Raw genomic sequence first — 26,683 nt, forward strand, 5'->3', positions numbered from 1 at the left:
CACCCTGGGAGCACGATGCCCCACCTCGACGAAGCCACCTGGCGGGCCCGGGCGCGGGCCCACGCGGAGCGCGCCGACGCGCTGACCGCGGGCCACCGCGCCCGGCGGGAGCGTCGCGAGAGCCACCCCGTCGAGGACTTCCTGTTCACCTACTACCCGACGCGGCCGGGGCGGCTGCGGATCTGGCACCCGGGGGCCGACGTCGTGCTCGCCGGCGCCGGCGAGCGCGCCGGGTGGAAGCACTACGTGCCCGACGGGAGCCGCGTCGACGCCGCGTCGATCCGGCCGGAGACGGTCGCCTTCGTCCGGGACCTGCTCACGGCCACGGCGTCCCGGCCGGCCCACCTGGGCTGCTTCGGGCTGCACGAATGGGCGATGGTCTACCGGGACCGCGACACCCGCCACCCGGTGCCGCTGCGGCTCGGGCCCGAGGGCACCGACGCCGTCGTCGAGGACCACCGGCTGCGCTGCACCCACCACGACGCCTACCGCTTCTTCACCGCCGGGGCCGCCCCCCGCAACGCCGGGCGCCCCACCCGGGAGGGACAGGTCGCCGTCGAGCAGCCGGGGTGCCTGCACGCGACGATGGACCTCTACAAGTGGGCGACGAAGCTCGGCCCGCTCGTGCCCGGCGAGCTGCTGCTGGACACCTTCGAGCTGGCCCGCGACGTCCGCGTCCTCGACATGCGGGCCTCGCCCTACGACCTCACCGCCCTCGGCCACCCGCCCGTCCGCATCGAGACGGCGGCGGGGAAGGCCGAGTACACCCGCGCCCAGCAGGGCTTCGCGGCACGCGGCGCGGTGCTGCGGGCGCGGCTGCTGGAGATCGTCGCCGACCGCTAGGGTGCCGCGATGCTGGTGCAGGTGGAGTTGCCGGAGAACATGGACGTCGCGGCCCACGAGGCGGCGAACGCCCGGGACGAGGTGCCGGACCGTACGCCGTACGGCCTGCACCACCTCGAGGACGACCCGGACGTGCACGTGCAGTTCCGCCCGTCGCTGCGCCGCCCGGCCCTGCAGTGGGTGTCGCGCAAGGTGCGCAACCGGCTCGACGGCTTCGAGCCGGTCGCCGTCGCGGCGTCGGCCCTCTCCCCCGCGCGCCGCCGCGCCGACGCGGTGCTCTGCATGGACGAGCACACCGGCTTCCCGGCCGCGCTCGTGCCGGGCGGGCCGCCCACCGTCGCGAACATCGTCTGGGCGGGCCGGCCGGAGCGCTACGACCGCGTGCAGCGGGCGACGGTCGGGCGCGCGATCCGGCGGCTCTCCGGGGTGGTCACGCAGGCGGCCGGCGCCGACGCCGACCTCACCGAGGCCTGGGACCTCGACCCCGCCCGGGTCCACCACATCCGGCTGGGCATCGACACGGACTTCTTCCCGCCGCAGCCGTGGGACGAGGCGACCCCGACGGTCGCGAGCGTCGGCGACGACCAGTTCCGCGACCACCCGCTGCTCGTCGACGCGGTCACCCGCGTCCGGAAGCGCGGGGTCCCCGCCCGCCTCGAGCTCGGCACCACCCGCAGCGACGTCGACGTGCCCGACGAGCTCGGCGTGCTGCACCGGCGCCGCATGGAGGGCGCGGTGCGGGCCATGTACCGGCGCTCGTCGGTGATCGCCGTGGCGCTGCAGCCGACCCGGCGCGGCAGCGGCTCCACCGTGGTCCTCGAGGCGGCGGCGAGCGGACGGCCCGTCGTCGTCACCCGCAACCCGGCGATGGAGGGCCTGGTGGAGCACGGGGTGCGCGGCCTGCTCGTCGACCCCGAGGACCCCGAGGCCATGGCGGACGGGATCGCCGAGCTGCTCGCCGACCCCGAGCGCGCCCGCGCCATGGGCGAGGCCGCCCGGGAATGGGTCACCGCCGAGCACAGCAGCGCGGTGATGGCGTCCGACCTCCGCGCCGTGCTGCGGGCCGCGACCGGCGCCTGACGTCCCGGGAACACTCCTCGGTCGGTTGCTGTTAATGACAATCAGAACCGACAAGGGGAGGGCAGAGATGGCGAGGAACGACGTCCGACCGATCGTGAAGCTGCGCTCGACGGCGGGGACGGGCACCACCTACGTGACCCGCAAGAACCGTCGCAACGACCCCGACCGGCTGGTGCTGCGCAAGTTCGACCCGCGCGTGCGCCGGCACGTGGACTTCCGTGAAGAGCGCTGAGGACAGGAGACGACCATGAAGGTGCGTGCATCGCTCAAGGCGCTCAAGCAGAAGCCGGGCGCGAGCGTCGTCCGTCGCCACGGGCGCACCGTGGTGATCAACAAGACGAACCCGAAGGGCAAGGCCCGCCAGGGCTGAGCCCGGCTCAGGACCCCGGGTCGGTGACGCGCAGCAGCAGGGCGACGAACGCGTCGGCCTGCAGGCGCCCACCGGCCCGGACCTCGCCGCCCCGGCGCTCGTCGTCGGCGACGAGCTCCGCGGCCACCCGGTCCAGGGCCCGCAGCAGGGGCTGGGCGAGCTCGGCGGAGATGTCGCCGGCGAGGTCCAGCGTCCCGTCGGGCCGCCGCTCGGTGCGGATGCTGGCGAAGGCGTCGCGCAGCACGGTGCGGGGCTCGCCGGCGACGAGGTCGGGCTCGGAGTCAGGGTCGGGGTCGGGGCTCATCGACGACGGGGCTTTCCTGCCACTGGATGCAAGCAAGGACGCTTCGCTTGCACGGGGTAGGTCAGCGGCGGGCCAGCCGGCGCCCGGTGCGCGGCCCGTAGTCCAGCCCGTAGTGCGCGAAGATCGCCGGCTCGTCCTCCACCGGGAGCTCGCCGTCGGTGTCGATCGACGGGGCGTCCTTCGCGAGGTCCTTCGCGACGGTGACCTTGACGTGGTCCGGGTGGACCAGCGCGCCGCGGATCGGCACGAACGCCAGGCGCTTGCGGTTGAACAGGCCCAGCTCGACGGTGACGAACGACGGCTCGTCGGTGGCCGTGTCGTAGTACACCGCCTCCATGTCGCCGATCTTCGCCCCCGACGGGTCGACGACCTTCTTGCCCAGCCAGTCGCGGATGTTCTCGGCCTCGAACGCCATGGGCGCCGATCATAGGGGCGCGGGGTCAGGCCGTGGCGGTGATCGTCGCCGAGCCGAGCACGCGGTCGTCGTCGTAGACCACCACCGCCTGCCCGGGGGCGACCCCCCGGAGGGGCTCGTGGAGTTCGGCGGTCAGCGAGCCCTCGGACACCGTCACCCGCGCCGGCGCCAGGCCCCCGTGGGCGCGCACCTGCACGACGACGTCGTCGACGGTCCCCCACGGCGCGTGCCACACCGGGCGCCCGGCCGCGACCGACCGGACGTCGAGCTCCTCCGCCGGGCCGACGCGGACCTGCCGCGACACCGGCTCGATGCCCAGCACGTAGCGCGGCCGGCCGTCCGGGGCGGGCCGGTCGAGACCGAGCCCGTGGCGCTGCCCGACCGTGAACCCCGCGACGCCGGTGTGCCGGCCGAGCACCGCGCCGGAGGCCGCGTCGACCAGCTCGCCCGGGGCCTGCTCGAGGCGCTCGTCGAGGAACCCCCGGGTGTCGCCGGAGGGGATGAAGCAGATGTCGTGGCTGTCGGGCTTCTCGGCGACGACGAGCCCGCGGCGCGCGGCCTCGGCCCGGACCTCGGACTTGTGCGAGTCCCCGAGCGGGAACACCGCGTGCGCCAGCTGCTCGGCGGTGAGCACCCCGAGCACGTAGGACTGGTCCTTCCCGGCGTCGGCGGCGCGGCGCAGGACCCCGTCGGTGAGGCGCGCGTAGTGCCCGGTGACGACGGCGTCGAACCCCAGCGCGAGCGCCCGGTCCAGCACCGCCGAGAACTTGATCTTCTCGTTGCACCGCAGGCAGGGGTTCGGGGTGCGCCCGGCCGCGTACTCGGCGACGAACGGCTCCACGACGTCGGCGCTGAACCGCGCGGCCATGTCCCACACGTAGAACGGGAGGCCGAGGACGTCGGCGCAGCGCCGGGCGTCGTGGGAGTCCTCCACCGAGCAGCACCCGCGGGCGCCCTCGCGCATCGTCGCGGGCTTCGCCGAGAGCGCGAGGTGCACCCCGACGACGTCGTGGCCCGCGTCGCGGGCGCGCGCGGCGGCGACCGCCGAGTCGACCCCGCCGCTCATCGCGGCCAGGACCCTCACGAGGTGCCTCCGGCTCGTGAGCAGAAAGTGTCGCTATAGCGGCACTTTCTGCTCACGGGCGCGCCAGCGCACCTATTCATGACCGCGCCAGCGCCCCCCGGGCGCGCTCCACGACGGGCCCGATCGCCGCCACGGCCGCGTCCACGTCCGCGGCGGTCGAGCTGTGGCCGAGCGAGAACCGCAGCGAGCCCCGCGCGGCCGCCTCGTCGACACCCATGGCCAGCAGGACGTGGGAGGGCCGCGCCACCCCGGCGGTGCACGCCGAACCGGTGGAGCACTCGATCTCGTGGGCGTCGAGCAGCATGAGCAGGCTGTCGCCCTCGCAGCCCGGGAACGACAGGTGGGCGTTGCCGGGCAGCCGGGCCGGGCCCCCGCCGACCGGTGCCGCGTCGAGCGGGACGCCGTTCAGCGTCGCGTCGGGGACCTCGCCGACCAGCCGGGCCACGAGGTCGTCGCGCAGCGCCGCGAGCTCCACGGTCCGCCGCGGGGCGTCGTCCACGGCCGCGCGCACCGCGGCCGCCAGGGCGACCGTGCCGGCGACGTCGAGGGTGCCCGAGCGGACGTCGCGCTCCTGACCGCCGCCGTGCAGCAGCGGGACGCAGGAGGCGTCTCGGCGCAGCAGCAGCGCGCCGACCCCGACGGGGCCGCCGAGCTTGTGCCCGGTGAGCGAGAGCGCGTCGGCGCCCGAGGCCGCGAAGTCGACCGGCAGCGAGCCCACGGCCTGGACCGCGTCGGTGTGCAGCGGCACGTCGAAGGAGTGCGCGACGTCGGCCAGCGCCCGGATGTCGTTGACGGTGCCGACCTCGTTGTTGGCCCACATCACGCTGACGACCGCGATCTCGCCGGCGTGGGCGGCGAGCAGCGCGCGGAGCTCCTCGGGGTCCACCCGGCCGGCCGCGTCGACGGCGAGGACGTGCATCGTCGCGCCCTCGTGCTCGGCGAGCCACTCCGCGGCGTCGAGGACCGCGTGGTGCTCGACGGCCGAGACCACCACCCCGGTCCGCCGCGGGTCGGCCGCCCGACGGGCCCAGAACACGCCCTTGAGCGCGAGGTTGTCGGCCTCGGTGCCGCCGGTCGCGAGGACGACCTCCGTGGGCAGCGCGCCGACCGCCTCGGCGATCGTCTCGCGGGCCTCCTCGACCTCCTTGCGCGCCCGGCGCCCCGCCGTGTGGAGCGAGGAGGGGTTGCCGACGCGGCCGAGCGCCTCGGTGTACCGGGCGACGGCCACGGGCAGCATCGGCGTCGTGGCCGCGTGGTCGAGGTAGGTCATCGCCGAACGAGCGTAATCCTCCTGATGGGCGAGCGCTCCCACGGTCTCGCCGAGCGGTCACGAGCGAAGGGCCCCTCCGGTGCTCCGGAGGGGCCCTTCGCCCGATCAGGGACGGCCGCGGGTCACGAGGACCGCTTGCCGACCTCCTCGGTCAACTGCGGGGCCACCGAGAACAGGTCGCCCACGATGCCGAAGTCGGCGATCTCGAAGATCGGCGCCTCCGGGTCCTTGTTGACCGCGACGATCGTCTTCGAGGTCTGCATGCCGGCCCGGTGCTGGATCGCGCCGGAGATGCCCAGCGCCAGGTACAGCTGCGGGGACACGGTCTTGCCGGTCTGCCCGACCTGGAACTGGTTCGGGTAGTAGCCGGAGTCGACCGCGGCGCGCGAGGCGCCGACGGCGGCGTGCAGCGAGTCGGCGAGCTTCTCGACGACCTCGAAGTTCTCCGCCGAGCCGACCCCGCGGCCACCGGAGACGACGACGGTCGCCTCGGTGAGCTCCGGACGGTCGCCGCCGACGATCGGGGCCCGGTTCGAGACCTTGGCCGAGCGCGCGGCGTCGATCGCGGGGACCTCGACGGTCTCCTGCGTCCCGGCCCCGGCGGCCTCCTCGACCTCGATCGAGCCCGAGCGCCACGAGACGATCGCGGTGTCGGTGGTGGCGTGCGACTGCACGGTGAACGCGCCACCGAAGATCGAGTGCTGGCCGTTGCGGTCGCCGTCGATGTCGACGAGGTCGTTCAGCCACCCGGAGTTGGTGCGCACCGCCAGGCGGCCCGCGACCTCCCGGCCGTCGGCGCCGGCCGGGATCAGCACCGCGGGCGGCGAGACGCGCTCGACCAGGGCGGCCAGCACGTCGACCTGCGGCGTCGACAGGTAGTTCACGGCGTCGTCGGACTCGGCGACGTAGACCTTCTCCGCGCCGTGGGCGGCGAGGCCCTCGGCCAGCTTGGTCGCGGTGCCGGGCGTGCCGACGACGACCGCGGAGGGCTCACCGAGGCGGCGGGCCGCGGTCAGCATCTCGTACGTGTTCTTCTTGATCTCGCCGTCGACGTGGTCGACGAGGACCAGTACCTCACTCATGGTGTCTCCTCGCTCGCTCGTGGACGGGTGCTCAGATGAGCTTCTGACCGACGAGGAACTCGGCGATCTTCTGACCGCCGTCGCCCTCGTCCTCGACCTTCTGGCCGCCCGACTTCGGCGGGCGCGGCGCGAACGAGTCGACCTGGACGAGCGAGCCCGCGAGCCCGACCTCCGAGGCGTCGAGCCCGAGGTCGGAGATTCCGAGTGTGCTCACCGGCTTCTTCTTGGCGGCCATGATCCCCTTGAACGACGGGTACCGCGGCTCGTTGATCTTCTCGGCGACGCTCACGACGGCGGGCAGCGACGCGGTGACGTCGCAGGTGCCCTCGTCGGTCTCCCGCTTCACCGTGGCGGAGCCGTCGGCGACCGAGAGCTCGTTGGCGTGGGTGAGCGACGGCCACCCCAGCACCTCGCCGACCATCCCGGCCATGGCGCCGCTGCGGCCGTCGGTGGCCTCGTTGCCGGCGATCACGAGGTCGACGTCGCCGACCGTGCCGATCGCCTTCGCGAGGACCTTCGCGGTGGCCACGGCGTCGGAGCCGTGGATCGCGTCGTCGTTCACGTGGACCGCCTTGTCCGCGCCCATCGAGAGGGCCTTGCGGACGGCGTCGGTGGCGCGGTCGGGTCCGGCGGTCAGGATCGTGACCTCGGCGTCCCCGGCCTCCTTGATCTTGAGCGCCTCCTCCACGGCGCGCTCGTTGATCTCGTCCAGCACCGCGTCCGACGAGGCGCGGTCCAGGGTCTTGTCGCCGTCGGAGAGCGTCCGCTCCGACCAGGTGTCCGGCACCTGCTTGATCAGCACGACGATGTTCATGGGTCCTCTGTGACCTCCTGTGCCTGCGAATCCCGTGACCGCCGGCAGCCGTTGTTACTCGCCGGTAGTCATTCGCTCCGAGCCGACTGTCCCACGATCACGTTCCGAGGGCGACGTGGCGTACCCCTCTCATGTTACCCGCGAGTAGGTAGTAGGGACCTACTGGCCGGTAACTTGTGCCGCGTACCGTGAACCGGACAGATCGGATTCGCACCCCCAGGAGGACGCCGTGGCCGGCATCGTGGCGAAGGTCCAGGAGTTCCTGCGCAGCCCGCAGGGACGCAAGTACACCGACCAGGCGAAGCGCTACGCGCAGGACCCGAAGAACCGCGCGAAGGCCCAGGAGCTGTTCAAGCGGTTCGGCGGCGGCAAGAAGCACTGACGCCGGGCGTCAGGCGAGGGCGACCGGCACACCAGCGCGCCGCACCGCCCGCAGCCGCGCCGACAGACCGTCCAGCCCGCCGTCGCCGTCCAGCGACCCGGAGACCACGCACAGGTCGGCCGCCAGCCCGGGTGACACCCGACCGGTGACGTCGCCGAGCCCGAGAAGCCGCGCGCCCGCCGACGTCGAGGCGGCGACGACCGCCTCCGGGGACATCCCGCAGGCCGCCATGAGCGGCAACTCCTCGAGGTTGCGACCGTGCGGGCCCACCCCCGAGTCGGTGCCCATCGCGATCCGGACCCCCGCCTCGACGGCCCGGCGGATCGACTCGGTGTGCACGTCGACCACGGCCGCCGCCTTCGCCACCACCTCGGCGGGCAGCCGGGCCCCCGCCGCGGCCGCCTCGAGGACGGCCCGCGGGGCCACCAGCGTCGGGACCAGCACGGTGTCGCGCTCCAGCATCAGGGCGATCGCCTCGTCGTCGAGGAAGATGCCGTGCTCGATCGAGCGCACCCCGGCGCGGACCGCGTTCTTGATCCCGGTCGCGCCCTGCGCGTGGGACATGACCTCCCGGCCCTGCGCGGCGGCCTCCGCGACGACGACCGCGATCTCCTCCGGGGAGAACTGCGAGTGCTCCGGGTCGTCGCCCGGGGACAGCACGCCGCCCGTCGTGCAGATCTTGACGACGTCGGCGCCGGCCCGGAGCACCTCGCGCACCTTGAGCCGCACGCCCTCGACGCCGTCGGCGACCCCGCTCGGCCGGCCGGGGTGCGGCAGCGACAAGGGGACGCAGTGCCCCGAGGGCATCCAGCCGTCGGAGTGCCCGCCGGTCTGGCCCAGGATCGACACCGCGATGCGCATCCGCGGGCCGGCGACCAGCCCGTCGGCCACCGCCTGGCGGACCCCCGCGTCGGCGCCGCCGGCGTCGCGCACCGTCGTCACCCCCGCCCGCAGCGTGGCGGTGAGGTTCCGCGCGGCCGCGAAGAACTGGTAGGAGAACGGCGTCGTCACCCGGGAGAGCAGGTCGACCCCGGAGCTGGTGACGTGGACGTGGGCGTCGACGAAGCCGGGCGTCACGGTCGCGCCGGTGCAGTCGAGGGCCTCGTCGCCGTCCAGCCCGGGCCCGACGTCGAGGACCGTGCCGGTCGCCGTGTCGACGACGACGTCGGCGGTGGCCGCCGCCGCACCGGTCCCGTCGAGCACCTCGCCGCCGTGCAGGAGCAGCCGTGCCATCGCCGTCGTCCTCCCTCAGCCGGCCAGAGCGCGAGGGGACCCCTCGGCCGCTCTAGTCGACCGAAGGTTCCCCTCGCGCGACCGATCCCGCCGGGCGAGGGGACGATTCGGTCGCTCTGTCCGCCCGAGGGGTCCCCTCGCGCGGGCCGCCGCGGCGCCGCTCGAGCAGGGCGCCGAGGGCGACGACGACGAGGTTGGGCACCAGCGCGACGAGGCCCTCGTTCACCGTGCCGGCATAGGGGCCGAAGGTGAGCACGACGACCACGACCTCGCCGACGACGAGGCCCGCGAGGATCGGCCGCAGCCCGACCCACCGCCGCGCGAACAGCGCCAGCGCGAGCGCCGGGACCAGCTGGTCGAGCCCGGAGTACGTGAGCAGCAGCAGGTTGGCCAGCAGGTCGGGGCGCACGATCGCGAGCACCAGCGCGAGGGCCGTGAGCCCGACGACCGAGAGCTGGTTGGTCACCGTCTGGCCGCGCACGGTGGTGGTGCGCACGACGTTGCGGGCCACCAGCGTCGACATCCCGATGAGGATCCCGGCCGCGGGCACCATCGCCGTCGCGGCCGTCGCCACGACCACCACGCCGACGAACCACGACGGGAACACCTGCCCGGCGAGCACGAGCAGGGCGCCGTTGCTGCTGGTCGAGGGCGGGAGCGCGGTCAGCGCGACGAAGCCGATGACCATCGGGATGGCCAGCGCCAGTGAGTAGATCGGCAGGTAGGCGTAGTTGCGGCGCACCGCGCGCTCGGAGCCGGCGGAGAGCAGCGCGGGCCAGGAGTGCGGCAACGTCAGGAACAGCACCCCGAGCGTGGAGGCGACCGTCGAGGAGATGAAGTACCCGGCGTCGTACTCCCCCGCGTGGATCGTCAGCATCCGTGGCGCGTGGGCGAGCACGCTCTCGAACGTCGGCCCGATCCCGCCGTTCACCGCGGCCGGGATCACCGCGAGCAGGACGATCAGCACGACGAGCATGAGCGCGTCCTTGAGGTAGGACGTGGTCGCGACGCCGCGGATGCCGGCCCAGAGCACGAAGGCGACGACCAGCACGAAGGCGACGACCATGCTCAGCGTCCCGGAGGCCTTCTCCCCCGTCGCGAGCTGCACCGCGAGGCCGAGCCCGGTGATCTGCAGCTGCAGGTAGGGCAGCAGGAAGACCACGCCGAGCACGGCGACGAGGCCGCCGAAGGCCCGCGAGCCGAAGTGCTCGGCGAGGAAGTCGGCCTGGGTCACGTGCCCCTGCTCGCGCGCCCGCCGCCAGACGACCGGGCCGAGGAAGTACAGGCCCGCGTACGCCAGCGGGACGTAGGGCAGCGCGTAGAGCGCGGCCGCGCCCCCGGCGAAGGCGAGGCCAGCCATGCCGAGGAACGTGAAGGTCGTGAAGACCTCGCCGGCCTGGAGGAACCACATCGTCCAGGACCCGAACCTCCGGCCCCCGACCGCCCAGTCGGAGACGTCGGTGATGGCTCCCCGCCGCCCGAGCAGCCCGACGCCGGCGATGACGAGGATCCCGACGAGCGTGACGACCAGGGTGGTGCTCATCGGCGCTCCTCCTCGTCGTCGGGACCCCGCGTGGTCTCGACGATCGCCAGGACGGGCGTGATGAGCAGGACCAGCACGCCCATCCACACCATGATCGAGGGCAGCCCGAACCAGAGCGCCGGGCGGTTGACGAAGCCGAGCAGCGGCGAGGCCAGGAGCCCGACGGCGATGAGCACGAGCACCACGTAGCAGACGAGCGTCACGGGGCGTGGTCGGCGCATACCCCACTGTGAGGTGCGTGTGGGGCGGAAGGCAACGGGCCGGGGTCAGTCCCGACGGTGCCGGCCGCCCGCCTCGCGGGCGGGGTGCGGGGCGCGGAGCGGCGCCGACGGGCGCGGCCGGGGCGACGGCACCGGGCGGTCGGCCGGGACCGGCGGCGCAGCGGGGCCCATCGGAGCGGCGCTCGACGGAGCGCTCGGAGACGCGGGCAGGGCGAGGCGCGCGGCCGCCGGCAGGGCCTTCGGGGCCGGCCCGTCGAGCCCACCGCGCAGGAGCCGGACGAGGGCCTCGTACCACTGGACCAGCAGCGTCCAGGGCGTGGTCGGGACGCGGTCCTCCCGACGGCGCCGCGACACGACCTCACGGCAGGGGCGGCACACGTGCCGGGCGGTGGCGCCGAGCGGGGCGAGGTCGACGACGGTCCCGCACAGCCCCATCGGCGACTGGCCCGTCCGGTTGGCCTGCTCGAGCTCGGTGGCCATGACGGCGTGCTCGGCGCCGTCGGCGCGGGAGGTCATCGACAGCGGGCGATCACCCGGAGTCGGCGGCGGCCAGGAACCCCAGCCGGCTCCGCCCGCTCCGCCGACCGTCGATCGCGCTCCGGGAACCGTTCGGCGCGCGTCGGTCGACATGGGTCCATTCTGCGGGCACGCGGCGCGACCCACCGCCCCACGCGTGCCGCCCGTGCGGGTGATTCTGCCGACCCCCGGACGCCGTCGAGGATGATGCGCCGGTGGAGACCGCCGAGACCCTGCCCCTCACCGGCGAGCGCACCGTCCCGGGCATCCGCCACGAGAACTACTGGTTCCGCCGCCACGAGGCGGTCTACCGGGCGCTCGCCGGTGACTGCCGGGGCGCGACGGTCCTCGAGGCCGGTGTCGGGGAGGGCTACGGGGCGGCGCTGCTGGGCGGGGTCGCGGACCGCGTGATCGCCCTCGAGCTCGACACCCCGACCGCCGCCCACGTCGCGCGCCGCTACGGCGGGGCGCTCCACGTCGTCCGCGCCGACCTCGCGGCCCTGCCCCTGCCGGACGCCGCGGTCGACGTCGTCGTGACCCTCCAGGTGATCGAGCACCTGTGGGATCAACCCGGCTTCCTCCGGGAGTGCGCCCGCGTGCTGCGCCCCGGCGGGCGGCTGCACTGCTCCACACCGAACCGGCTCACGTTCTCCCCCGGCAACGCCCTGACCGACCGGCCCCTCAACCCGTTCCACACCTACGAGCTCGCCGCGACCGACCTGGCCGCGCTGGTGCACGACGCCGGCCTCGCGGTCACGACGCTGCGGGGCCTGCACCACGGCGCGCGGCTCGCCGAGCGCGACGCCCGCCACGGCGGCTCCCTCGTCGACGCCCAGGTGGCGCTGGCCGTCTCCGGCGAGCCGTGGCCGGACCGGCTGGCCGACGACGTGGCGCAGGTGGGCGTCGAGGAGTTCGACCTGCACGCCGACGACGTCGACGCCTCGCTGGACCTCGTCGTCAGCGCCGTGCGGCCGGCATGAGGCCGAGCTCTACCGCTCGGTAACCTGCTCGGGCGACGACGGAGAGGGGCGGCATGGGCGGCAGCGAGGGCACGTTCTGCCTCGTGCTGCACTCCCACCTGCCCTGGCTGGCCCGCCACGGCGCCTGGCCCGTCGGCGAGGACTGGCTCTACCAGGCCTGGGCGCACTCCTACCTGCCCGTCGTCGACGTCCTGCACCGCCTGGCCGAGCAGGGGCGGCGCGACCTGCTGACCCTCGGCGTCACCCCGGTGCTCGCCGCGCAGCTCGACCACCCCTACTGCCTGCGCGCGATGCACTCGTGGCTGGCCGACTGGCAGCTGCGCGCGCACACCACCCACCGCCGCCTGCCCGAGGTCGCCGCCCGTGAGCACCGCGCGGCCGCGGGTGCGCTGCGCACCTTCGAGGAGACCTGGCGCCACGGCGCGTCGCCGGTGTTCCGCTCCCTGGCCGACGACGGCGTCGTCGAGCTCCTCGGCGGCCCGGCCACCCACCCGTTCGGCCCGCTGCTGCCCGGCCGGGTGCGCCGCTTCCTGCTCGACGGCGGCCTGCGCGACACCGCGCGTCGTCTCGGCCGCCGGCCGGAGGGCATCTGGGCCCCGGAGTGCGGCTACGCCCCGGGCATGGAGCACGACTACGCCGCCGCGGGGGTGCGCCGCTTCCTCGTCGACGGGCCGGCGATGCGCGGGGACACGGGGGCCGCGCACCCGGTGGACGGCACGGACGTCGTCGCCTTCGGCCGCGACCTCGACGTCACCTACCGCGTGTGGTCGCCCCGCGCCGGCTACCCGGGCGGCGCCGACTACCGCGACTTCCACGCCTTCGACCACGCCTCCGGGTTCAAGCCGTACCGGGTGACCGGCAGGCGGATCGCCGAGAAGGCGCCCTACGACCCGGAGCGCGCCGCGGCCGCCGTCGCGCGGGACGCGGCGGACTTCGTCGGCGTCGTCGTCGAGCGCCTGCGCGACCTGCGGCGCCGGCGTGGCCGGCCGGGGCTCGTCGTCGCCGCCTACGACACCGAGCTCTTCGGCCACTGGTGGCACGAGGGCCCGGCGTGGCTGGAGCAGGTCCTGACGCTGCTCCCGGCCGCCGGGGTGCACGTGACGACGCTGCGCGGGGCCGTCGAGGCCGGGCACGTCGAGGAGCCGGTGGTGCTGCCCGCGTCGTCGTGGGGCTCGGGCAAGGACTGGCGGGTGTGGGACGGCGCCGCGGTGGCCGACGTGGTCGCCGGCAACGACGACGTCGCCCGCCGGCTGCTCGCCGCCGTCGACGGCGTGGACCGCCCGGCCGGGCGCGACCGGGTCCTCGACACGCTCGCCGTCCAGGCCGCCCTGGCCCTGTCCAGCGACTGGGCGTTCATGGTCACGAAGGACTCGGCGGCGCACTACGCCCGGCGCCGGGCCGCGGCGCACCGCGACCGGGTCCGGGAGCTCACCGACCTCCTCCCGGCGGGCCGGCACGCCGAGGCCGCCCGCCGCGCGGCGGAGTTCGCCGCGCAGGACGACCTGTTCGGCCACCTCGACGCCCGGGCCCTGACGCGGGCCCGCGACCGCGAGCTGGTGGCCGCCCGATGAGGGTCCTGCTCGTGTCGTGGGAGTACCCGCCGGTGGTGGTCGGCGGGCTCGGGCGCCACGTCGGCGCGCTGGCGACGCACCTGGCCGCGGCCGGGCACGACGTCGTCGTCCTCACCCGCCAGCCCACCGGCACCGACGCCGCGACGCACCCGACGACGGACACCGTGGTGGACGGCGTGCGCGTGCTGCGCGTGGCCGAGGACCCGCCGCACCTGGAGTTCGTGCACGACCTCGTCGCCTGGACCCTCGGGCTCGGCCACGCCCTGGTCCGGCCCGCGCTCGGGCTGCTGCGCGACTGGCACCCCGACGTCGTGCACGCCCACGACTGGCTCGTCGCGCACGCCGCGATCGCGCTGCGCGAGCTGGCCGGCGCGCCGCTGGTGGCGACGGTCCACGCCACCGAGGCGGGCCGGCACGGCGGCTGGCTCTCCGCGCCGCTCAACCGGCAGGTGCACTCCGTGGAGTGGTGGCTCGCGCAGGCCGCCGACGCGCTCGTGACCTGCTCGCACGCCATGCGCGAGGAGGTCGCGGGGCTCTTCGACGTCGACGCGGAGGGGATCACGGTGCTGCACAACGGCATCGACCCCCGCGGCTGGGCCGGCCCGTCCGCGCCGGTCGGCGGCACCCCGACGCTGGTCACGTTCGGCCGGCTGGAGTGGGAGAAGGGCGTCCAGGACGTCATCGCCGCACTCCCCGCGATCCGGCGCGCCCACCCGGGGACGCGGCTGCTGGTGGCCGGGTCCGGGTCGCACGCCGGTTGGCTGGCCGACCGGGCCCGCGCGGCCCGCGTGCGCCGGGCGGTGACGATGCTCGGCCACGTCGACGACGCCGCCCTGACCGCCCTGCTCGGGCGGGCGTCGGCCGTGGTGCTACCCAGCCGCTACGAGCCCTTCGGGATCGTCGCGCTCGAGGCCGCGGCCGCCGGGGCCCCGCTGGTCGCCTCGCGGGCCGGGGGACTCGGCGAGGTGGTGCTCGACGGCGTCACGGGCCTGTCCTTCGACCCGGCCGACGTCGCGGGGTGCGCGGTCGCCGTCGTCGCGGCCCTGGACGACCCGGCCGCGGCGCACCGCCGGGCCCTCGCGGCGCGCGACCGACTGGACACCGACTTCGCCTGGCCGGCGATCGCCGCGGACACCGCCGCGCTCTACGCCCGCACCCGGCGTCGGGAGGCGACGGTGCCGCCGGGCCGGCCGAAGATCCCGACCGGGAACGTGTTCGGCCGGGGCTGAGGGGTTTCCGGGGGCGTCGGTCGCGGGCAATCGGACCGTCGATGACCACCGCAGCGAACGACCCCGACGGCCCCGACGCGGCGGCGCGCGAGGACCCGCGCGCGGCCGTCGACGACCTCGAGTCCGCCGTGGTCCACGGACCCGACGGCGACACCCCGGACCCCGCCGAGGACGACGACCCGCCGTCGCCGGCGTTCGACCTCGACCTCGAGCCCGAGGACCAGGGCACCGCGGAGGCGGCGGCGGGGAATCCGGAATAGGTGCGCTTCGCGCCCGTGAGCACTTTCTGGTGCCATGACACCAGAAAGTGCTCACGAGCCGGAGGCACCTCGCGCGGTCTCCGCCGCCCTCGCCTGTTTGCGGGCGATGTCCGCCAGCGCCGCCCGCTCCGACGCGGCGGCCTCGTAGTCGGCGATCCGGTCCCGGACGACCCGCGCCGGCGCCCCCACCGCCACGGCGAAGTCCGGGATGATCCCCCGCACCACCGCGTGCGCGCCGAGCACGCAGCCGCGCCCGACCACCGCGCCGCGCAGCACGGTGACCTTGGTCCCGATCCAGGTCTCCGGGCCGATGCGCACCGGGCTCTTGACGATGCCCTGGTCCTTGATCGGGACGTGGACGTCCTCGTAGCGGTGGTCGAAGTCGCAGATGTAGATCCAGTCGGCGAGCAGCGTCGAGGCCCCGAACTCGATGTCGAGATAGCCGTTGACGGTGTTCTCGGCCCCGAACACCGCCTTGTCGCCGATGCGCAGCGAGCCCTCGTGGCAGCGGATCCGCGTCCGGTCGCCGAGGTGGACGAACCGCCCGATCTCCAGGCGCCCCAGGCCCGGCCGGCACTCCAGGGACACGCCCTTGCCGAGGAACACCATCCCGCGCAGCACGATGTGCGGCTGCCGGATCCGGAGCCTGGCCAGCCGCCAGTAGCGCACCAGGTACCACGGCGTCCACGCCCGGTGCCGGACGATCCAGCGCAGCGAGGCCCAGGAGAACAGCCGTGCCTGCGCCGGGTCGTGCCGTGTCGCCCAGCGGGCCCTGTCCGGATGCCGGCTCCGACTCACCCGCGGCAGGATACGGCGGCGCCGGCGCGGGGACGGCAGGATGCCCCGCGTGGATGCTCCGGGTCGCAGCGTCGTCGTGGTCGGCAGCGTGAACCTCGACCTGGTCGCCCGCGTCGGTCACCTCCCCCGGCCCGGTGAGACGCTGCCCGCCCACGGGCTCTCGCGCCACCCCGGCGGCAAGGGCGCCAACCAGGCGCTGGCCGCCGCACGGCTCGGCGCTCACGTGTCGCTCGTCGGCGCGGTCGGTGACGACCCGTTCGCCGGCGAGGCCCTGGCCCTGCTGCGCGACGGCGGGGTCGACCTCACCCGCGTCGTGACCGTGGCCGACCGGCCGACCGGCACCGCGCTCATCCAGGTCGACGACGACGGCGAGACCACGATCGTCGTCGACGCCGGCGCCAACGCCTCGGTGACGGTGCCGGCGGGCCTCAGCGCCGACGTCGTGATGACCGTCCTCGAGGTGCCCGACGAGGCCGTCGCGGCCGCCGTCGCCGTCCCCGGGTTCTCGGTGCTCAACGCCGCGCCCGCCCACGCCGTCCCCGACGAGGTGCTCGCGGGCGTCGACCTGCTCTCGGTGAACGCCGAGGAGCACGAGGTCCTCGGGCGCACCGCCGACCTCGACGCGCTGCCGGCCGTCGCGGTCACCCACGGCGCCGCGGGGGCGAGGTTGCGGCGGTACGGCCGCGAGGTCGCGACCGCGGAACCCCCCGCCGTGCAGGCCGTCGACGGCACCGGCGCGGGCGACGCGTTCACCGCGGCGCTCGCCCTGGCCCTCGCCGGGGGTCTCGACGACGGGTCCGCGCTGCGGCGGGGCTGTGCGGTCGGCGCGCTCGCGGCGACCCGCGCCGGCGCCCAGCCCGCGCTGCCCACGTCCGCCGAGCTCGAGGAGATCTCCGCATGACCCCGCTCATCGTCGACACCGACCCCGGCGTCGACGACGCGTTCGCCCTCGCCGTCGCCGCCCGCAGCCCGGAGATCGACCTGCGCGCGGTGACCACCGTGCACGGCAACGTCACGGTGGACCGGACCACCGACAACGCCCGCCGGCTGCTCGGGACGTTCGGCCGCGCGGACGTCCCGGTCGGGCGCGGCGCGGACCGGCCGCTGGTCCACTTGCTCGGCCGCCGCTCCGCCGGCATCCACGGCACCGACGGCCTGGGCGGGCGGGCCGCGGACTTCGGCCCGCCGGTCGACGAGTCGTCACTGCGGGCCGTGGCGCTCATGGCGTCGGTCATCGAGGCGTCCGAGGAGCCGGTGGTGATCGCCGCGATCGGCCCGCTCACGAACATCGCGACGCTGCTCTCCGCCCGGCCGGACCTCGAGGAGAGCATCGCGCGGTTCGTGCTCATGGGCGGGTCGATCGGCTACGGCGGGAACGTGTCCGCGGCCGCGGAGTTCAACGTGTGGGCCGACCCGGAGGCCGCGCGGCGGGTGCTCGCGGGATCGGTCGTCCCGACGACGATGGTCCCGCTCGACCTCACGATGCGGATCACGGTGAGCGCGGCGTGGCTCGACGAGCTCGCGGCGTGCGGGCCGGTGGGGGCCGCGCTGGCCGCCACCCGCGAGTCCTACCTCGCCGCCTACTCCGCCCGGTTCGGCCACGCCGCGATGGCGGTGCACGACGCCGTCGCGCTGCTGGAGGCGATCACCCCGGGGACGGTGTCGGCGACCCCGCTCCCGATCGACGTCGACACCTCCACCGGCCCCGGGCGCGGCACCACGATCGGCGACCTCCGCGGACCCGAGGCGGCGGCGACCGACGGCGCGCGCCCGGTCGACGTCGCGCTGGACGCCGACCCGGACGCCGTGCGCGCCGAGCTCTGGCGCCGCCTCACGGGGTGACGGGCGCGTCCACGGAGTCGTCCGCGGTGATGTTGGCCCGCTGCGCGGTCCCGCCGAGCGCCACGGCCGCGAGCAGCGCCGCGACCAGCGCGCTCACCGCGCAGACGACGTAGCCGATCGAGTACGCGTCGCCGAGCGCGGCGAACGCGACGTCGTGCAGCGGGTTGCCGGGGACGCTGACCTGCCCCAGCGGCCCCGACTCGATCGCGCCGGCCGCGGCGGGCGGGGCCTTGGCGACGAAGGTCCCGACGGCGGCGTCGAGCGACGGGTCGGCCTGCCGCTCGGCCGCGATCACCGAGGCGGCCCGGCTCAGCGCCACGGCGCCGATGATCGCCGGGCCGAGGGTGAACCCGAAGTCGCGCAACTGGCTCGTCGTCCCCGACGCCATGCCGGCGAGGTGTGGCGGCACGGTGTTGACCGCGACCGCCGTGACCCCGGAGAGCGCGAAGGCGAATCCGATCCCGATGACGGCGAGCGGCGCGATCACCGGGGCGAGGGAGTGGTCGGCGACCCCGAGCGTCGACATCCACACGTCGCCCACCCCGATGAGCAGGAAGCCGAGGCCCAGCGGCCAGCGCGGGTCGAAGGAGTCGATCACCTTCGCGGTGAGCGGCATGAGGACCAGCGCGAAGCCCTGCAGGAGCACGAACGCGGTCGCCGTCTCCAGCGGGCTGAAGTCCTGGATCGCCGAGAGCCGGATGCTCGTGGCGTAGGCGGTCCCGAGGAACGCGAACATCCCGAGCACCGTCACCACGGAGTTGACCGAGAACGCCCGGCTGCGGAAGAGGTCGAGGCGCAGCAGCGGGGCCCGGGAGCGCCGCTCGGCGGCGAGGAACAGGACGAAGAAGACGGCCGCCACCACGAAGGCGCCGATGATGGTGCCGTCGGAGAACCCGGTGGTCGACCCCTGGATCACCGCGAACAGCAGGGCGAACAGCGCGATCGCGATGGTGGCCTGCCCGCCCCAGTCCAGCGAGCGGCCCTCCGGCGACGACGAGTTCTGCGCGGCGAGCCCGATCAGCGCGCTGGCCACGGCGAGGATGCCGACCGCGACGAACGCCCAGCGCCACGCGGCCGTCTCGCTGCCGCCCCAGGGCAGCTGCGTGACCAGGCCGCCCAGCAGCGGGGACACGAAACCGCCCGAGGACAGGCCGGCGGCCCAGATCGCGATGCCCTTGGCCCGGCTGCGGACGTCGTGGGTGCCGGCGGCGACCATGGCCAGCGTCGTCGGGAACAGCACGGCCGCGCCGATCCCGGCCAGGGCCTGGCCGGTCCAGAGGATCGGGATCGCGGCGGCGCTGCCCGACGTCGGCGTCAGCACGCTGATCAGCTCGCCGACCGCCAGGAGCAGGCTGCCGCCGATCAGCAGCCGCTTGCGCCCGAAGAGGTCGCCGAGCACGCCGAAGGTCAGCTCGAGCAGCGTCACCGGCACGAGGAACGCGTCGGAGATCCACGTCAGTTGCGACGAGGTGGTGTGCAGGTCCTCCTGGAAGAGCCCGTTGAGCACGGCCGGGATGGCGAGGCCGACCTGGGCGACGAGCACGGCGAAGGTGGTCGCGACGCGGGTGCCCGTCGTCAGGGACGGGGTGTGGACGGCGACCCGGGCCGGGGCGGTGGGCGCGGACATGGTGAGCAGTGTCACGATCGGGTGGGTGGCGGCCCACGGCCCTTCCGGTGACCGGAAGCACTATCCGGGATCCTGATCGTTGCAGACGCTATGCGGGCTCGCAGACGTACGCCCGGGCGCCCCGACCCACGCGGGCGAGCACGACCGTGGCGGCGCGGGGGCCGGCGAGCTTGAGGCTCGGCCGGAGCCGGTCGGGGTCGACGTCGAGGCCGCGGACGAGGATCTCGACGCGGCCGACCCCGCGGCGGCGCAGCGCCCGGCGGAGCTGCTTCTCGCCGTACGGCCCGTGCTCGAGCACCCGGAACGCGCGGCCGACGTCAGGCGGGTGGTCGCCGGTGAGGTAGGCCAGGTGCGGGTCGAGCTGCCCGAGGCCGTGGCGGGCGGCGAACTGGCGGACGAGCCCGGCGCGCACGACGGCCCCGTCGGGGTCGACGAGCCACTCCCCGACCTCGCGGGTGGGGCAGGTGTCGTCGTCGAGGTCGGTCAGCCCGTAGCCGGCGCCGTCGGTGCGCAGCACGGTGGCCCGGCGCCGGGGCCCATCGGGGTCGAGGAGGCCGGCCGACCACAGCGCCGCCTCGCGCACCCGGCCGTCGAGGGAGACGAGCTCGACCTCGCGGGCCCACGGGACGAGCGCGGGGTCGAGGCCGGGTGCGGTGGAGACGACGAGGTCGGTGTCAGCGGTGTCGCATCGCAGGCGTTCAGTGTCCGGAAATCCACACTCACGCCTCCGCGCCAGCACGTCCAACGGCGGCGTCATCTCCTCCGGACGGCGTACGCGACGGCCGCTCGGCGTCCGGCGGGCCGGGTCGGCCACGAGCACGGCGCCGGGCGGCAGGGGCGGGGCCAGCGCGTCCGCCCGGATCAGCCGCGCCCCCGGCACGTTGGCCCGCGCCATGGCCAGCCGGACCGGGTCGAGGTCGGCGCCGACCACCCGGTCCAGGGCCGCCGACAGTACCGCCGTCTCCACGCCCACCGAGCAGGTCACGTCGGCCACCACGCGGTCGGCCGCCACCGCCGCCAGCCGCGCCGCCCGGTGCTCCGCGACCGGGAGCGCCGTCGCCTGCTCCAGCGCGTCCGCGGTCCAGAGCCAGCCGTCGGGGAAGCGGCCGGCCGCCCGGGCCCGCAGCAGCGCCGTCTCCAGGAGCGCGCCCGCGTGCTCCTCCCCGGCCAGCCGACGCGCCGCCGCCACGTCGCGCAGCCGGTCCCCGCTCGGGGCGAACGCCGTGAGGGCCGCGACCCCGGCACCCGACGTCAGGAACCCGACGTCGGGAACCGTGAAGGAGAACGCCACCCGGCCCTCCGCGACGGTGTGCCGATACGGACACTGAACGTCAGCGATGCGACACCGCTGACACCGGGCCCTACAGCGCCACCGGCGGCGCCGGCTTCACCCCGGTGACCAGTGCGTTGTAGAAGAGCCCGCGCGGGACGACCTTCGAGAGCACCGTCTCGTCGAGCCACGACAGCCGCTGCCAGGACCGGTAGGCGAACATGGCCCACGGGAAGCCGAGCTTCTCCGGGGGCACGGCCGCCTCGAACGTCCGCACCGGCCAGCCGAACAGCGCCGCGGCGAGCTCCTCGGTCACGCACCGCACGTCGACGGCGCCCGCCGCGAGCGCGAACCGCTCCAGGCGCTCGGGGGTGAACGTGTGCTGGTCGACGACCGCCTCCAGCGCCGCCGCCCGGGACGACTCGTCGAGCTCGGCCTGCGGGCGCCGCCAGGACCGCAGCGGGCCGAGCCGGGTCAGGTTCGTCGTCGCCCACCACGTGGCCTGGCCGAGCTTGCGGGCGTACCAGTCGCCGAGCGTCGTCGGCTCGCCCGCGAACACGAACCGCCCGCCGGGCCGCAGCACCCGGAGGATCTCGCGGAACGCCTGGTCGAGGTCGGGGATGTGGTGCAGGACGGCGTGCCCGACGACGAGGTCGACCGACGCGTCGGGCATCGGGATCGTCTCGGCGTCGGCGACGCGGCCCTCGACGTCCAGACCCAGCCCCTCGGCGTTGCGGACGGCCACCTCGACCATGCCGGGCGAGAGGTCGGTGACGGTGCCCTTCTTCGCGACGCCGCCCTGCATGAGGTTGAGCAGGAAGAACCCGGTGCCGCAGCCGAGCTCGAGGGCGTGCTCGAAGGGGCCGGGGTCCGGGGACACCGCGCGGAAGCGGTCGACCGCGAAGGTGATGCAGCGCTCGTCGTACGAGATCGACCACTTCTCGTCGTACGTGCCCGCCTCCCAGTCGTGGTAGAGCACGTTGGCGAGCTTGGGGTCGTCGAAGGCCGCGTCCACCTCGGCCTGCGTGGGGTTCACCATCGTCAGCGCCCCAGGAACTGGGCCTTGCCGGGCCCGTTCTCGACGAAGCTGCGCATCCCGATGACCTGGTCCTCGGTGCCGAAGAGCGCTGCGAACACCTCGGACTCGAAGTCGAGGCCGTCGCGCAGATCCATGCCCAGCCCGCGGTCGACGGCGTTCTTGGCGGCGGCGAGCGCCCGGGTGGGGCCGTTCGCGAACTGCTCGGCCCAGGCGCGGGCCCGAGTGTAGACCTCGTCCGGCGGCACGATCTCGTCGACGATCCCCAGCTCCAGGGCCTCCGGCGCCTTGACGAAGCGGCCCGAGAAGATCAGGTCCTTGGCCTTGGCCGGGCCGATGAGCCGCGCGAGCCGCTGGGTGCCGCCGCCGCCGGGGATGATGCCGAGCAGGATCTCGGGCAGGCCGACGGTGGCGTTGTCGCCGGCGATCCGGCGGTCGCAGGAGAGCGCGATCTCGAACCCGCCGCCCAGCGCGTAGCCGGTCAGCGCGCAGACGGTGGGCTTGGGGATCTCCGAGACGGCGCCGAAGCCGTGGGAGAGCTCGCGGGAGCGGGCCGCCATCTGGGAGTAGGAGAGGTCGGCCATCTCCTTGACGTCGGCGCCCGCCGCGAGGACCTTCTCGCCGCCGTAGACGACGACGGAGCGCACGTCCTCGCGCTGCGCCGCCTCCGACGCGATCTGCGCCAGCTCCACGTTCACCTGCCGGTTGACCGCGTTCATGGGCGGCCGGTCCAGGCGGATGGTGCCGACGCCGCCGTCGACCTCGAGGCGCACGAACTCCGTCACTGTGTCTCCTTCGTCGCCGTGTGCGGCTAGTACTTGCGGTAGGCGGTGAACCGGCCGCGTCGGCTGAGCAGCTCGAGCGGCTGGTCGAACGCCACGGAGAGGTTCTCCGAGGTCATGACGTCGTCCAGGAGCCCCTGGGCGACGATCCGGCCCTCGCGCAGCAGCATGGCGTGCGTGAAGCCCGGCGGGATCTCCTCGACGTGGTGGGTGACCATCACCATCGTCGGGCCGTCCGGGTCGGCGGCGAGCGCGGTCAGCCCGGCGACCAGGTCCTCCCGGCCGCCGAGGTCGAGGCCCGCGGCGGGCTCGTCGAGCAGCAGCAGTTCCGGATCGGTCATCAGCGCCCGCGCGAGCAGCGTCCGCTGGCGCTCGCCGGAGGACAGCGTCCCGTACTCGCGGTCGGCGAGCTGGAGGGCGCCGAGCACCTCGAGCATGGCCTCGGCGCGCTCCTCGTCGATCGCCTCGTAGCTCTCGCGCCAGCTCCCGAGGACGCCGTAGCCCGCGCTGCGGACGACGTCGCGCACCGGTTCGTCGGACGGCACGCGCCCCGCGAGGCTCGACGACGCGAGCCCGATCCGTTCCCGCAGGTCGAACACGTTGACCCGGCCCATCCGCTCGCCGAGCAGGTCGACGGTGCCGGTGGTGGCGTGCATCTCGGCGGCGGCCAGCCGCAGCAGCGTCGTCTTGCCCGCCCCGTTCGGGCCGATGACGACCCAGCGCTCGTCGAGCTCCACCGACCACGTGATGTCCGCGAGCAGCGTGTTCCCTCCGCGACGCACCGAGACGTCGCGCATCCGGACCATCTCGTCGGCGTGCGGGCGGTCGTCCGGCGGGGTCGTCGGGGCGAGTTCGAGGTGCGCGGGCGGCACCGGACGCGGGGCACTCACGTGGCCATCCTCTCCGATCCGTTCCGTCGCGGGCCGTGTGGGCCGGGTACGGATCCGGCACGATCGATCGTCATGCGCCCCACCAGCCAGGGGACCGTCGAGCCTGCGGCGGCCCTCCCGACCGACACGCCCGCCGGCGCCGTCCTGCGCGCCGACGGGGTCCTCGCCGTCGCCGTCCCCGCCGCCGCGAGCGCCGAGGCGGTGGAGCTCTGCCTGCTCGCCGGCGAGGGCGGCGAACGTCGGGTCGAGCTGGCCCGCGACGCCGCCGACGGCTGGTGGCGCGGGTCGATCCCGGGCGTCGCCGCTGGTCAGGGCTACGGGCTGCGGGTCCACGGGCCGTGGTCGCCGCGGACGGGTGTGCGCACCGACCCGGCCAAGCTGCTGGTCGACCCGTGGGCGAAGCGGGTCGGCGGCCGGTTCACCGACCTGTCCGCGGCCCTCGCACACGCCGGCGACGACCCGTTCGGGCCGCGCTCGGGGGTCGACTCGGCGGGCTCGGTCCCCTTCGCGGTGGCGACGGGGCCGGTGGCGCCCGCGGCGGTGGAGCGGCCGGCCGTGCCGTGGCGCGACACCGTCCTCTACGAGACCCACGTGCGCGATCTCACGATGCGCCACCCCGAGGTCCCCCCGGAGCTGCGCGGGACCTACGGGGGCGTCGCGCACCCGGCCGTCGTCGACCACCTGCGCCGCCTCGGCGTCACCACCGTCGAGCTGCTGCCGGTGTTCGCCAACGCCCCCGAGCCGTCGCTGATGACCCGCGGGCGGCGCAACCACTGGGGCTACTCGACGCTGGCCTACCTGGCCCCGGAGCCGCGGTACGCCGCGGTTCCCGGACAGGAGGTCGCCGAGGTCCGGGCGATGGTCGACGCGCTGCACGCCGCCGGGCTCGAGGTGGTGCTCGACGTCGTGTTCAACCACACCTGCGAGGGCGGGGTCGGCGGGCCGTCGCTGTCGTGGCGAGGGCTGGACGCCCCGTCGTGGTACCAGCTCTCGGCCGACGGCCGGGACATCGACCTCACCGGCTGCGGCAACACCCTCGACGCCGGGTCGCCGCTGGTGGCACGGCTCGTCCTCGACTGCCTGCGGTACTGGGTCACGACGATGGGCGTGGACGGGTTCCGCTTCGACCTCGCCTCGACGCTGGGGCGCCCGGGCGGGTCGGCGTTCTCCCCGCACGCGCCGCTGCTCACGGCGATCGCCGAGGACCCGGTGCTCGCGTCGGTCAAGCTGATCGCCGAGCCGTGGGACGCGACCGGGGAGGGCTACCAGGTCGGCGGGTTCGGGCCGGCGTGGGCGGAGTGGAACGGGCGCTACCGCGACGGCGTGCGCGACTTCTGGCGGGGCCACGGGCCGGTGAGCGAGATCGTCACCCGGTTCGCGGGCTCGTCGGACCTGTACTGGCCGGCGCGGGGCCCGGCGGCGTCGGTCGACTTCGTGACCGCCCACGACGGCTTCACCCTGCGCGACCTCGTCTCCTACGACCACAAGCACAACGCGGCCCACGGCGAGGACAACCGCGACGGCACCGACGACAACCGCTCGTGGAACAGCGGGGTCGAGGGGCCGTCGTCCGATGCGGCCGTCGAGGCTCTGCGCGGGCGCCGGATGCGCAACCTGCTCGCGACCCTCGGGCTCTCGGCCGGCACGCCGATGCTGCTCGGCGGTGACGAGCTCGGGCACACCCAGCTCGGCGACAACAACGCCTACTGCATGGACGACGAGACGTCGTGGCGGGACTGGTCCGACCGGTCGATGGTGCCCTTCGTGGAGCGGGTGTTCGCGCTGCGCCGGTCGGTCCCGGAGCTGCGCCGCGACGACTTCTACTACGGCCACTCCGGGCTCGCCGAGGGCGAGGTGCCCGACATCGTGTGGCTCTCCGAGACCGCCCGGGAGCTCGGGCCGACGGACTGGGCCGACCCGCGGCGCACGCTCGTGGTCCGGGTCCGCTCGGCGTCGTCGCTGCTGGTGGTGCTGCACGCGGGGCACGAGCCGGTCGACGTGGTGCTGCCGTCCCGGTTCGGGGACACGGCGTGGACGCCGGTGCTCGACTCCCGCTCCCCCGACGGCGAGCCCGCCGACCCCGCCGCGCTGGCCGCCGGCTCGCGGACCGTGGTCCCGCCGCACACGTTCCTGGCGTTCCGCTCGACGTAGGTGGAGCCGGGCGCCGCCGGAGTCAGCGGCACCGCGCACGCCCGGGTGCGCGCCGTGCCACTGACATCGTGGCCGGTGCAGGACGTGGGAGCCGCCGCGGCCCGCGGGGCGTCGAACCCCCGTGAGCACCCTCCCCGCCGGCGCCGCACGGCTCCGGGCGCAGATGCTGGACCAGGACGGCGTGGCGACCGTCCGGCAGGCGAAGGACGCGGGCTAACTCCCGCGCCGCGATCGCCGGGAAGGTCCGGCGCGGCGAGTGGGAACGCCCGGCCCACGGCGTCCTGCGCACGACCGAGCACCCGGTGACGCCACGGTCGCGCATCCGCGTCGCCATGCTCTCGATCGGACCGGACGCGACGCTCGTCGGGCGGTCGGCCGCGTACTGGTGGCAGATGACGGACACCGCACCCGTCGACGTGGAGATCGCGGTGCCGCAGCGGAACCAGCCACGTCCGCGCCCGGGCGTAACGGTGACGCGGCGGGCCGTCCCCGACCGGGACCGCGTCGCCGTCGACGGGCTCCTCGTCACCAAGAAGGCCGCCACCGTGCTCGCCACCGTCGCCGCCCTCGGCGTGGTCGCCGGGGCGAAGCTGATGGACCGGGTCCTGCAGCGCGGGATGGTCGCGCTCGACGCCCTGCGGGAGGTGCACGAGCGGACGCGGCACCGCTACGGCGCGGTGGTCGGCGGCGTCCTGCTGGCCCTGGCGGCGGGCGGGGCGCGCTCCGAGGCCGAACGGCTGGCGCACCGGGCCCTGCGCGGGGCGGGCATCACCGGGTGGCTCGCCGACCACCGCGTGGTGCTCCCCCGCCACGGACCGGCCCTGCTCGACCTCGCGTTCCTCGAGCAGCGGGTCCTCGTGGAGATCGACGGCTGGGCCTACCACCGCGATCTCCGGGCCTTCCTGCACGACTCCGCCCGCCAGAACGCCCTCGTGCTCGCCGGGTGGGTGGTGATCCGCACGAACTGGCACGAGCTGACGGAGCGCCCCGAACGGTTCGTCGGCACCGTGCGGGATGCGCTGGCCGAGCGCGCCCGCTCCTGATGTCAGTGGCAGCCCGCACGGGCGGTGCAGCGCCGTGCCACTGACTC

At 75.1% G+C, this 26,683-nt stretch carries 29 protein-coding genes; 13 read left to right on the forward strand and 16 right to left on the reverse strand.

Annotated features, from left to right (window positions below; all coding sequences use genetic code 11):
• Nucleotides 1–15 precede the first annotated feature (15 nt).
• The 4 genes from HH311_RS15635 to rpmJ all read left to right on the forward strand — a co-directional run bounded on the left by HH311_RS15635 (nt 16) and on the right by rpmJ (nt 2,293).
• On the forward strand, nt 16–843 hold the full coding sequence (locus tag HH311_RS15635) for a 3-methyladenine DNA glycosylase (RefSeq protein ID WP_169184600.1): 828 nt from the start codon (nt 16–18) through the stop codon (nt 841–843).
• A gap of 9 nt (nt 844–852) precedes the next feature.
• Nucleotides 853–1,923, forward strand: coding sequence for a glycosyltransferase family 4 protein (locus HH311_RS15640; RefSeq protein WP_169184601.1), 1,071 nt, complete (start codon nt 853–855; stop codon nt 1,921–1,923).
• 67 nt (nt 1,924–1,990) lie between these two features.
• Nucleotides 1,991–2,155, forward strand: a complete 165-nt coding sequence (rpmG, locus tag HH311_RS15645) for a 50S ribosomal protein L33 (protein WP_169184602.1) — start codon at nt 1,991–1,993, stop codon at nt 2,153–2,155.
• A gap of 15 nt (nt 2,156–2,170) precedes the next feature.
• On the forward strand, nt 2,171–2,293 hold the full coding sequence (gene rpmJ, locus HH311_RS15650) for a 50S ribosomal protein L36 (protein WP_169184603.1): 123 nt from the start codon (nt 2,171–2,173) through the stop codon (nt 2,291–2,293).
• Between the two features lie 7 nt (nt 2,294–2,300).
• Here the strand turns inward: rpmJ and HH311_RS15655 are convergent, their stop codons facing one another.
• The 6 genes from HH311_RS15655 to HH311_RS15680 form a co-directional block, all read right to left on the reverse strand.
• Nucleotides 2,301–2,597 (reverse strand): hypothetical protein, encoded by a 297-nt coding sequence (locus tag HH311_RS15655; RefSeq protein WP_169184604.1) that lies wholly within the window; start codon nt 2,595–2,597, stop codon nt 2,301–2,303.
• A 61-nt stretch (nt 2,598–2,658) separates the two neighbouring features.
• The gene (locus HH311_RS15660) at nt 2,659–3,012 is read right to left on the reverse strand and encodes a PRC-barrel domain-containing protein (RefSeq protein WP_169184605.1); all 354 of its coding nucleotides are present in this window, start codon (nt 3,010–3,012) and stop codon (nt 2,659–2,661) included.
• Between the two features lie 25 nt (nt 3,013–3,037).
• Entirely contained in the window at nt 3,038–4,096 is a 1,059-nt protein-coding gene (gene mnmA / locus HH311_RS15665) for a tRNA 2-thiouridine(34) synthase MnmA (RefSeq protein ID WP_169184606.1), read from the reverse strand.
• Between the two features lie 76 nt (nt 4,097–4,172).
• The gene (locus HH311_RS15670) at nt 4,173–5,366 is read right to left on the reverse strand and encodes a cysteine desulfurase family protein (RefSeq protein WP_169184607.1); all 1,194 of its coding nucleotides are present in this window, start codon (nt 5,364–5,366) and stop codon (nt 4,173–4,175) included.
• A gap of 122 nt (nt 5,367–5,488) precedes the next feature.
• Nucleotides 5,489–6,448 (reverse strand): electron transfer flavoprotein subunit alpha/FixB family protein, encoded by a 960-nt coding sequence (locus tag HH311_RS15675; RefSeq protein WP_169184608.1) that lies wholly within the window; start codon nt 6,446–6,448, stop codon nt 5,489–5,491.
• A 31-nt stretch (nt 6,449–6,479) separates the two neighbouring features.
• Nucleotides 6,480–7,262: an electron transfer flavoprotein subunit beta/FixA family protein gene (locus HH311_RS15680; protein WP_169184609.1), complete on the reverse strand. Its 783-nt coding sequence runs from the start codon at nt 7,260–7,262 to the stop codon at nt 6,480–6,482.
• 229 nt (nt 7,263–7,491) lie between these two features.
• On the opposite strand from HH311_RS15680, the gene HH311_RS15685 reads away from it, so the two are divergent.
• Entirely contained in the window at nt 7,492–7,644 is a 153-nt protein-coding gene (locus HH311_RS15685; protein ID WP_169184610.1) for a hypothetical protein, read from the forward strand.
• 9 nt (nt 7,645–7,653) lie between these two features.
• Here the strand turns inward: HH311_RS15685 and HH311_RS15690 are convergent, their stop codons facing one another.
• The 4 genes from HH311_RS15690 to HH311_RS15705 all read right to left on the reverse strand — a co-directional run bounded on the left by HH311_RS15690 (nt 7,654) and on the right by HH311_RS15705 (nt 11,157).
• Nucleotides 7,654–8,877, reverse strand: a complete 1,224-nt coding sequence (locus HH311_RS15690) for an amidohydrolase family protein (protein ID WP_169184611.1) — start codon at nt 8,875–8,877, stop codon at nt 7,654–7,656.
• A 52-nt stretch (nt 8,878–8,929) separates the two neighbouring features.
• Nucleotides 8,930–10,420 carry a sodium:solute symporter gene (locus HH311_RS15695; RefSeq protein WP_169184612.1) on the reverse strand — a complete coding sequence of 497 codons (1,491 nt, stop codon included), beginning with the start codon at nt 10,418–10,420 and terminating at the stop codon, nt 8,930–8,932.
• On the reverse strand, nt 10,417–10,623 hold the full coding sequence (locus HH311_RS15700; protein ID WP_211190319.1) for a hypothetical protein: 207 nt from the start codon (nt 10,621–10,623) through the stop codon (nt 10,417–10,419). Before HH311_RS15700 ends, HH311_RS15695 begins: the two co-directional genes overlap by 4 nt.
• Nucleotides 10,624–10,686: 63 nt before the next feature.
• On the reverse strand, nt 10,687–11,157 hold the full coding sequence (locus HH311_RS15705) for a hypothetical protein (protein WP_169184613.1): 471 nt from the start codon (nt 11,155–11,157) through the stop codon (nt 10,687–10,689).
• 215 nt (nt 11,158–11,372) lie between these two features.
• Between HH311_RS15705 and HH311_RS15710 the strand changes: the two genes are divergently transcribed.
• Genes HH311_RS15710 through HH311_RS15725 form a run of 4 tightly spaced genes read left to right on the forward strand, consistent with a single transcriptional unit; the run spans nt 11,373 to nt 15,197 of the window.
• Complete coding sequence (locus HH311_RS15710; RefSeq protein ID WP_169184614.1) at nt 11,373–12,137, forward strand: bifunctional 2-polyprenyl-6-hydroxyphenol methylase/3-demethylubiquinol 3-O-methyltransferase UbiG; 765 nt, start codon at nt 11,373–11,375, stop codon at nt 12,135–12,137.
• 53 nt (nt 12,138–12,190) lie between these two features.
• Complete coding sequence (locus HH311_RS15715; RefSeq protein ID WP_169184615.1) at nt 12,191–13,708, forward strand: 1,4-alpha-glucan branching protein domain-containing protein; 1,518 nt, start codon at nt 12,191–12,193, stop codon at nt 13,706–13,708.
• Nucleotides 13,705–14,937, forward strand: coding sequence for a glycosyltransferase family 4 protein (locus tag HH311_RS15720; RefSeq protein WP_169184616.1), 1,233 nt, complete (start codon nt 13,705–13,707; stop codon nt 14,935–14,937). Before HH311_RS15715 ends, HH311_RS15720 begins: the two co-directional genes overlap by 4 nt.
• Nucleotides 14,938–14,978: 41 nt before the next feature.
• Complete coding sequence (locus tag HH311_RS15725; protein ID WP_169184617.1) at nt 14,979–15,197, forward strand: hypothetical protein; 219 nt, start codon at nt 14,979–14,981, stop codon at nt 15,195–15,197.
• 51 nt (nt 15,198–15,248) lie between these two features.
• On the opposite strand, the gene HH311_RS15730 is transcribed toward HH311_RS15725, so the two are convergent.
• Nucleotides 15,249–15,995 carry an acyltransferase gene (locus HH311_RS15730; RefSeq protein WP_312030177.1) on the reverse strand — a complete coding sequence of 249 codons (747 nt, stop codon included), beginning with the start codon at nt 15,993–15,995 and terminating at the stop codon, nt 15,249–15,251.
• Between the two features lie 49 nt (nt 15,996–16,044).
• Here HH311_RS15730 and HH311_RS15735 point away from each other — a divergent pair, with 49 nt between their 5' ends.
• The gene (locus HH311_RS15735; protein ID WP_312030178.1) at nt 16,045–16,896 is read left to right on the forward strand and encodes a ribokinase; all 852 of its coding nucleotides are present in this window, start codon (nt 16,045–16,047) and stop codon (nt 16,894–16,896) included.
• Nucleotides 16,893–17,837 (forward strand): nucleoside hydrolase, encoded by a 945-nt coding sequence (locus HH311_RS15740; RefSeq protein ID WP_169184619.1) that lies wholly within the window; start codon nt 16,893–16,895, stop codon nt 17,835–17,837. The genes HH311_RS15735 and HH311_RS15740 overlap by 4 nt, the downstream gene beginning before the upstream one ends.
• On the opposite strand, the gene HH311_RS15745 is transcribed toward HH311_RS15740, so the two are convergent.
• The 5 genes from HH311_RS15745 to HH311_RS15765 all read right to left on the reverse strand — a co-directional run bounded on the left by HH311_RS15745 (nt 17,827) and on the right by HH311_RS15765 (nt 23,358).
• Nucleotides 17,827–19,464 carry an MFS transporter gene (locus tag HH311_RS15745; RefSeq protein WP_169184620.1) on the reverse strand — a complete coding sequence of 546 codons (1,638 nt, stop codon included), beginning with the start codon at nt 19,462–19,464 and terminating at the stop codon, nt 17,827–17,829. The genes HH311_RS15740 and HH311_RS15745 overlap by 11 nt on opposite strands.
• An 88-nt stretch (nt 19,465–19,552) precedes the next feature.
• Nucleotides 19,553–20,755 carry a THUMP-like domain-containing protein gene (locus tag HH311_RS15750; RefSeq protein ID WP_169184621.1) on the reverse strand — a complete coding sequence of 401 codons (1,203 nt, stop codon included), beginning with the start codon at nt 20,753–20,755 and terminating at the stop codon, nt 19,553–19,555.
• A gap of 70 nt (nt 20,756–20,825) precedes the next feature.
• Nucleotides 20,826–21,773 (reverse strand): class I SAM-dependent methyltransferase, encoded by a 948-nt coding sequence (locus HH311_RS15755; RefSeq protein WP_169184622.1) that lies wholly within the window; start codon nt 21,771–21,773, stop codon nt 20,826–20,828.
• A gap of 2 nt (nt 21,774–21,775) precedes the next feature.
• Nucleotides 21,776–22,555, reverse strand: coding sequence for an enoyl-CoA hydratase/isomerase family protein (locus HH311_RS15760; RefSeq protein WP_169184623.1), 780 nt, complete (start codon nt 22,553–22,555; stop codon nt 21,776–21,778).
• A gap of 26 nt (nt 22,556–22,581) precedes the next feature.
• Nucleotides 22,582–23,358: an ABC transporter ATP-binding protein gene (locus HH311_RS15765; RefSeq protein ID WP_169184722.1), complete on the reverse strand. Its 777-nt coding sequence runs from the start codon at nt 23,356–23,358 to the stop codon at nt 22,582–22,584.
• 156 nt (nt 23,359–23,514) lie between these two features.
• Here HH311_RS15765 and glgX point away from each other — a divergent pair, with 156 nt between their 5' ends.
• Together glgX and HH311_RS33355 are read left to right on the forward strand one after the other, a co-directional pair.
• The gene (gene glgX, locus HH311_RS15770; RefSeq protein ID WP_169184624.1) at nt 23,515–25,593 is read left to right on the forward strand and encodes a glycogen debranching protein GlgX; all 2,079 of its coding nucleotides are present in this window, start codon (nt 23,515–23,517) and stop codon (nt 25,591–25,593) included.
• A gap of 302 nt (nt 25,594–25,895) precedes the next feature.
• Nucleotides 25,896–26,636: a DUF559 domain-containing protein gene (locus HH311_RS33355; RefSeq protein WP_312030179.1), complete on the forward strand. Its 741-nt coding sequence runs from the start codon at nt 25,896–25,898 to the stop codon at nt 26,634–26,636.
• Nucleotides 26,637–26,683: the final 47 nt, after the last annotated feature.

Source organism: Actinomycetospora sp. TBRC 11914 (assembly GCF_012933465.1).
In the GTDB taxonomy this organism is placed as follows: domain Bacteria; phylum Actinomycetota; class Actinomycetes; order Mycobacteriales; family Pseudonocardiaceae; genus Actinomycetospora.